The sequence below is a fragment of the Rhodopirellula maiorica SM1 genome, from assembly GCF_000346295.1.
GTDB classification, from domain to species: Bacteria; Planctomycetota; Planctomycetia; order Pirellulales; family Pirellulaceae; genus Novipirellula; species Novipirellula maiorica.
On the sequence record NZ_ANOG01000819.1, the window covers coordinates 1 to 531 of the forward strand.

Sequence of the window (531 nt, forward strand, 5' to 3'; positions counted from 1 at the left end):
AGCTGGGATTCGCGGCGAAGCGGCAGACGACTGCATGACGGGACTGGAAACGGCTGCGAATTCGGCCGGTGTCAACTGAATGACTTCGGGGATTCGGATTCCCTTTGGAAATTGGGTGCTGGGATAATTCGCCGCTTGCAATTCGACACTCACTTTTTCCGCTTGCTGATATTGGCCGAGCTGCCGCAGCACGCTGGCAAGAGCGGACTGAGTTGCCGGATCGTTTTGCAATGACACGGAATGCTCGAGCACACGTTGGGCTTCGGTCAACATGCCCACACGGGCTAATTGCATTCCCAGGTTGGAAGCCAGCGTCGCGTTTTGCGGTTGACCTTGCAGAGCGGCGCGACGCAGACACAGTGACGTACTGCTGGGCAACGTTCGATCGTCGCCGCGGGTCAGATAGATCGCAGCCAGCAAATCCATTGCTTCGGCGGCTTGCACGCTTTGGCCAGCCAATTTTGCAAGCGTTTGACGGGCATCGTCCAAGTAGGCTTCGATCGCTTGCGTCGAGGACATCCCATCCAAATC

The 531-nt window shown here is 57.3% G+C and carries 1 pseudogene; it reads right to left on the minus strand.

The features are described 5' to 3' along the window. A pseudogene (locus RMSM_RS26690) lies at positions 1-519 on the minus strand (hypothetical protein); the annotation flags it as partial. Positions 520-531: the final 12 nt, after the last annotated feature.